At 71.2% G+C, this 4198-nt stretch carries 4 protein-coding genes; 1 reads left to right on the forward strand and 3 read right to left on the reverse strand.

Annotation, left to right across the window (positions count from 1 at the left end; translation table 11 throughout):
• Nucleotides 1-103: 103 nt before the first annotated feature.
• From GT030_RS25590 to GT030_RS25600, 3 genes are read right to left on the reverse strand one after another with little or no spacing between them, the layout of a single operon-like run.
• On the reverse strand, nt 104-1015 hold the full coding sequence (locus tag GT030_RS25590; RefSeq protein WP_202460555.1) for an ABC transporter substrate-binding protein: 912 nt from the start codon (nt 1013-1015) through the stop codon (nt 104-106).
• 35 nt (nt 1016-1050) lie between these two features.
• A complete protein-coding gene (locus GT030_RS25595) occupies nt 1051-1554 on the reverse strand; it encodes a GNAT family N-acetyltransferase (protein WP_161203140.1) in 504 nt (167 codons plus the stop codon).
• Nucleotides 1555-1556: 2 nt separating this feature from the next.
• Complete coding sequence (locus tag GT030_RS25600) at nt 1557-2681, reverse strand: LLM class flavin-dependent oxidoreductase (RefSeq protein ID WP_161203137.1); 1125 nt, start codon at nt 2679-2681, stop codon at nt 1557-1559.
• Between the two features lie 588 nt (nt 2682-3269).
• Between GT030_RS25600 and GT030_RS25605 the strand changes: the two genes are divergently transcribed.
• The coding region (locus GT030_RS25605; RefSeq protein ID WP_161203138.1) for an amino acid ABC transporter permease at nt 3270-4198 on the forward strand (929 nt) is incomplete at its 3' end.

Below are 4198 nucleotides of genomic sequence, written 5' to 3' on the forward strand. Positions count from 1 at the left end.
GGACGACCTTGAAGGCGGCCGGGTCGGCGGTGGCGGGCGGCACGCGGGGCGCGGCCGGGGCGGTGTCGGGGGCGGCGGTGGTCATGGTGGGTTCCGTCGCTTCTCAGGCGTGCTCGGGCGGGCTGATCCGCGAGCTGTCGATGGCGGAGCCGGTGGTGCCCCACTTCTTGAGGATGCGGTCGTAAGTGCCGTTCTTGATCAGCTCGTTGACGGCGGCCTGGAACGCCCTGGTCAGCTTCGAGCCCTTCTTGAAGGCGAAGCCGACGTCGAGGCGGTGGTACTCGCCGAGGAACGCGGTGTGCGCGGCGGGCTGGGCGGCCTGGTAGCGCAGGCCGTTGATGGTCGACATGATCACGTCGATACGGCCCTGCTGGAGGGCGGTGATCGTCGCCCCGTTCTCCGAGTACACCTTCACCTCGTACGGCTTCTTGCCGGCCTTGGCGCACACCCCCTTCTGTGCGGCGAGGGTGGCCTCGAAGGTCGTGCCGGCGTTGATGCCGACGGTGCGGCCGCAGAGCTGGGTCAGGTCGGTGATCTTCTTGCCGAAGGAGGTGTCGCCCTGCTTCACGGCGAAGCCCTGGCCGTCGTCGATGTAGGTGACGAAGTCGATGGTCTTCAGCCGCTCGGTGGTGACGCCGAAGTTGCCGGTGCCCACGTCGTACTTGCCGCTGCCGAGGGCGGGGAGGATGGTCTCGAAGGAGGCGTCCTGCCGCTCCAGCCTGATCCCGAGCACCTTGCCGACGGCCGACGCGATGTCGATGTCCTGGCCCTGGGGTGTGCGGGAGCCGTTCGGGTAGTAAGCGGAGGGTGGCGCGCCGACCGAGCTGCCGATGCGCAGGGTGCCCGCGGAGCGTACGTCGGCGGGCAGCAGGGCGGCGGCCGAGTCGACCTTGTGGACGGCGGCCACGGGGTCGGCGGTCGGTGCGGGCGACCCGCCGGCGGCGGTCGCCTCGGCGGGGTCGCCGGAGCCGCACCCGGTCAGGGCCAGCAGGGGCAGGAGCGCGGCGGCGGCCATGAGCGGGCGCGTGCGGCCGGGGATGCCGGGGAGCTTCACTGGGCGGTGGCCTTTCCGGTGCGGAGGTGTTTCTCGAAGGGCAGCGGGCCGATGGACTCCGGGTCGGCCTCGGTGTCGAAGAGCGGTCGGTAGCCGGTGTTCAGGTACAGGGCGCGGGCCTCGGGCTGGCGGGGTCCGGTGGTGAGGTAGATCCGCCGGTAGCCACGGGCGCGCGCCTCGCGTTCCAGCTCGGCGACGACCTCGCGGGCCAGGCCCCGGCGGCGGTGACCGGAGTGGGTCCAGATCCGCTTCAGCTCGGCGGTGGCCGCGTCGTACCGGCGGAAGGCGCCGCCCGCGACGGGTTCGCCGCCCTCGATGATCAGCAGCAGGACACCGCCGTGCGGCGCGGTGAACTCCTCGTCGGGATAGCGGGCGAGTTCGGCGTGCGCGTCCTTGCCGTAGCGGGCGGAGTACTCCTCGCCGAGTTCGCGCAGCAGGGGCCGTACGCGCGGGTCGGAGACGGCCACGTGGACGATGGACCGTGCGGAGAGGGCGGGCAGGCTCACTCGCCCACCGCCGTGAGCGGGCCGGTGCCGGCCGCGCGGGCGGCGTCCCGCTTGGCGACCTCCTCGCGGACGATCGGGATGACATGGCGGCCGAAGTCGATGGCGTCGCCGAGCAGGTCGTAGCCGCGCGCGGAGAGGATGTCGACGCCGAGGTCGTAGTAGTCGAGCAGGGCCTGGGCGACCGTCTCCGGGGTGCCGACCAGGGCATTGGAGTTGCCCGCGCCACCGGTCGCGGCGGCGGTCGGGGTCCACAGGGCGCGGTCGTAGCGCTCGCCCGCCTCGGCGATGGCGATCAGGCGCTGCGAACCGGCGTTCTCGGGGGCGCCGCTGCGGTGATGGCGGACGAGGCCCGCCTCGCGGCGCTGCTTGATCGCACCGACCGTGCGGTGTGCCTTCTCCCAGGCCAGCTCCTCGGTGGGGGCGATGATCGGTCGGAAGGCGACCTGGATGCGGGGCACGTCGGTGCGGCCGGCCTCGCGGGCGGCGGCCTTGACCTTCTCGATCTGCGCGGCGGTCTCGGCCAGCGGTTCGCCCCACAGGCAGTAGATGTCGGCCTCGGCGCCGCCGGCGGCGTAGGCGGCGGCCGAGGAGCCGCCGAACGAGACTCCGGGGCGCGGCTGTTGGACGGGGAAGACGTCGCTGACGAAGTCGTGGAACCGGTAGTGCTCGCCCTCGTGGTCGAACGCCTCGTGGGTGGTCCAGATCTTCTTGACGATCCCGATGTACTCGCGGGTGCGGGCGTAGCGTTCGTCCTTGGTGAGGGTGTCGCCCTCGCGGCCCTGTTCGTGGTCGTTGCCACCGGTGATGAAGTGGACGGTGAGCCGGCCGTCGCTGATCTGGTCCAGGGTGGCGAAGGTCTTGGCGGCGAAGGTGGGGTACGAGACGTTGGGCCGGTGGGCGAGCAGGAGCTGCAGCCGGTCGGTGCGGGCGGCGATGTACGCGGCGGCGGGCGCGGGGTCCGGGGAGCCGGAACCATAGGCGAACAGCACCCGGTCCCAGCCGTGGTCCTCGTGGGCCCGGGCGAGGCGGAGGGTGTAGTCCCTGTCGAAGGCCGCGCCCGAGCGCGGGGTGGTTTCGGAGCCGTCGTTGGTCGCGGCTATGCCGAGGAACTCCACTGGCATGAGTGAGCCTTTCCGGCGAGAAAGCGCAGGCGTGCAGGACTGAACGGCCCTGCGCACAAACAAAGTTGATGAAGCGTCAGAACAGTGCGTCAGAAATGCGGCGTGACGACGACGGGCGTCGGGTGAAAGAGAGACGGTGCGGCGGCAGCGCGCGGAAGGGTGGGCATCGGCCCGCGCCGGGGTTGCGCCGGCGGAGGGAAAGGGCCGGTCAGACGGCCCGCTGCCGAGTCAGGCGCAACACGAGGACGACCACACTCGACCGAAGTCGATGTGATCGCGCGTGACCAAGCGCTGCTGGGCATCCATGCGGTCAATTGAGCAGCGCATCTCGCTTTTCGTCAACCCGTGACCGCATGCCGGACCACAACCGACGCCGTGTCCGGTGTGGTTGCCACAGCTGTGGTTGACAGACATGTGCGGTACACCCATACGATCGACGGCGGACGGGCCTGCCACGCGGCGGGCTCAGCCGGTCGCGTTGAGGGACGCGGCACGTGACGACGCAGGCCACCGGCCGCACCGTACGTGAGTACGTGTGCCACCGGACGGTCGCCCACGTCCGCACCTCCCTCCCCGGAGCGTTAACCGATGGCCACGCCTTCCGATGTCACCTCTCCTTCCTTGCTGAAGCCCCCCGCGGCCGCGCCGCCCTCCGACGGCACCGAGCTGCCCCGGATCGTGCCGCGCCGGCACCTCGGCCGCTGGATCGCCGCGGCCGTCGCACTGCTGGTCCTGGCCATGGTGCTCAACTCCGTGGTGCGCAACGACGCCTTCCAGTGGCAGGTGGTGGGGCAGTACTTCACCACCGCCGCCGTGCTGGACGGGCTGCTGCTCACCCTGTGGCTGACGGCCGCCGTGATGGTGCTGGCGTTCCTGCTCGGCACCGGCATCGCGGTGCTCCGCCTCTCCGCCAACCCCGTACTGCGCACCCTGAGCTGGGGCTATGTGTGGATCTTCCGCTCGACGCCGCTGCTGGTGCAGTTGCTGTTCTGGTTCAACATCGGCGCGCTGTACCCGACCCTCGGCGTCGGCGTCCCGTTCGGCCCCGAGTTCGTCACGGTCAAGACGGTGAACCTGCTCGGGCCGACCCTCACCGCGCTGATCGGCCTCACCCTGCACGAGACGGCGTACGCGGCCGAGGTGATCCGGGGCGGCATCCTCTCCGTGGACGCCGGGCAGACCGAGGCGGCGCAGGCGCTGGGCCTCGGCAGATGGCGCACCCTGCGCCGGATCGTCGTCCCGCAGGCGATGCGCTCCATCGTGCCGACGGCCGGGAACATGCTGATCGGCACCTTGAAGGGCACCAGCATCGTCAGCGTGCTGGCCGTGCACGACCTGCTGTTCTCCGTCCAGCTGATCTACAACCGGACCTACCAGGTCATCCCGCTGCTGCTGGTGGCCACCGTCTGGTACATCGCGGTGACGTCGGTGCTCAGTGTGGGCCAGTACCACGTCGAGCGGTACTACGGCCGGGGCGCCGCCCGCGCCCTGGCGCCCAGTCCGCTCGCCCGGCTCGG

It is taken from the genome of Streptomyces sp. SID1328 (assembly GCF_009865595.1).
GTDB classification, from domain to species: Bacteria; Actinomycetota; Actinomycetes; order Streptomycetales; family Streptomycetaceae; genus Streptomyces; species Streptomyces griseoluteus.

What these genes read in the sequence shown, in the direction of transcription:
- GT030_RS25600 (WP_161203137.1), bottom strand. Translation starts at nt 2,681, where the DNA reads ATGCCAGTGGAGTTCCTCGGCATAGCCGCGACCAACGACGGCTCCGAA.
- GT030_RS25590 (WP_202460555.1), bottom strand. Translation starts at nt 1,015, where the DNA reads ATGGCCGCCGCCGCGCTCCTGCCCCTGCTGGCCCTGACCGGGTGCGGC.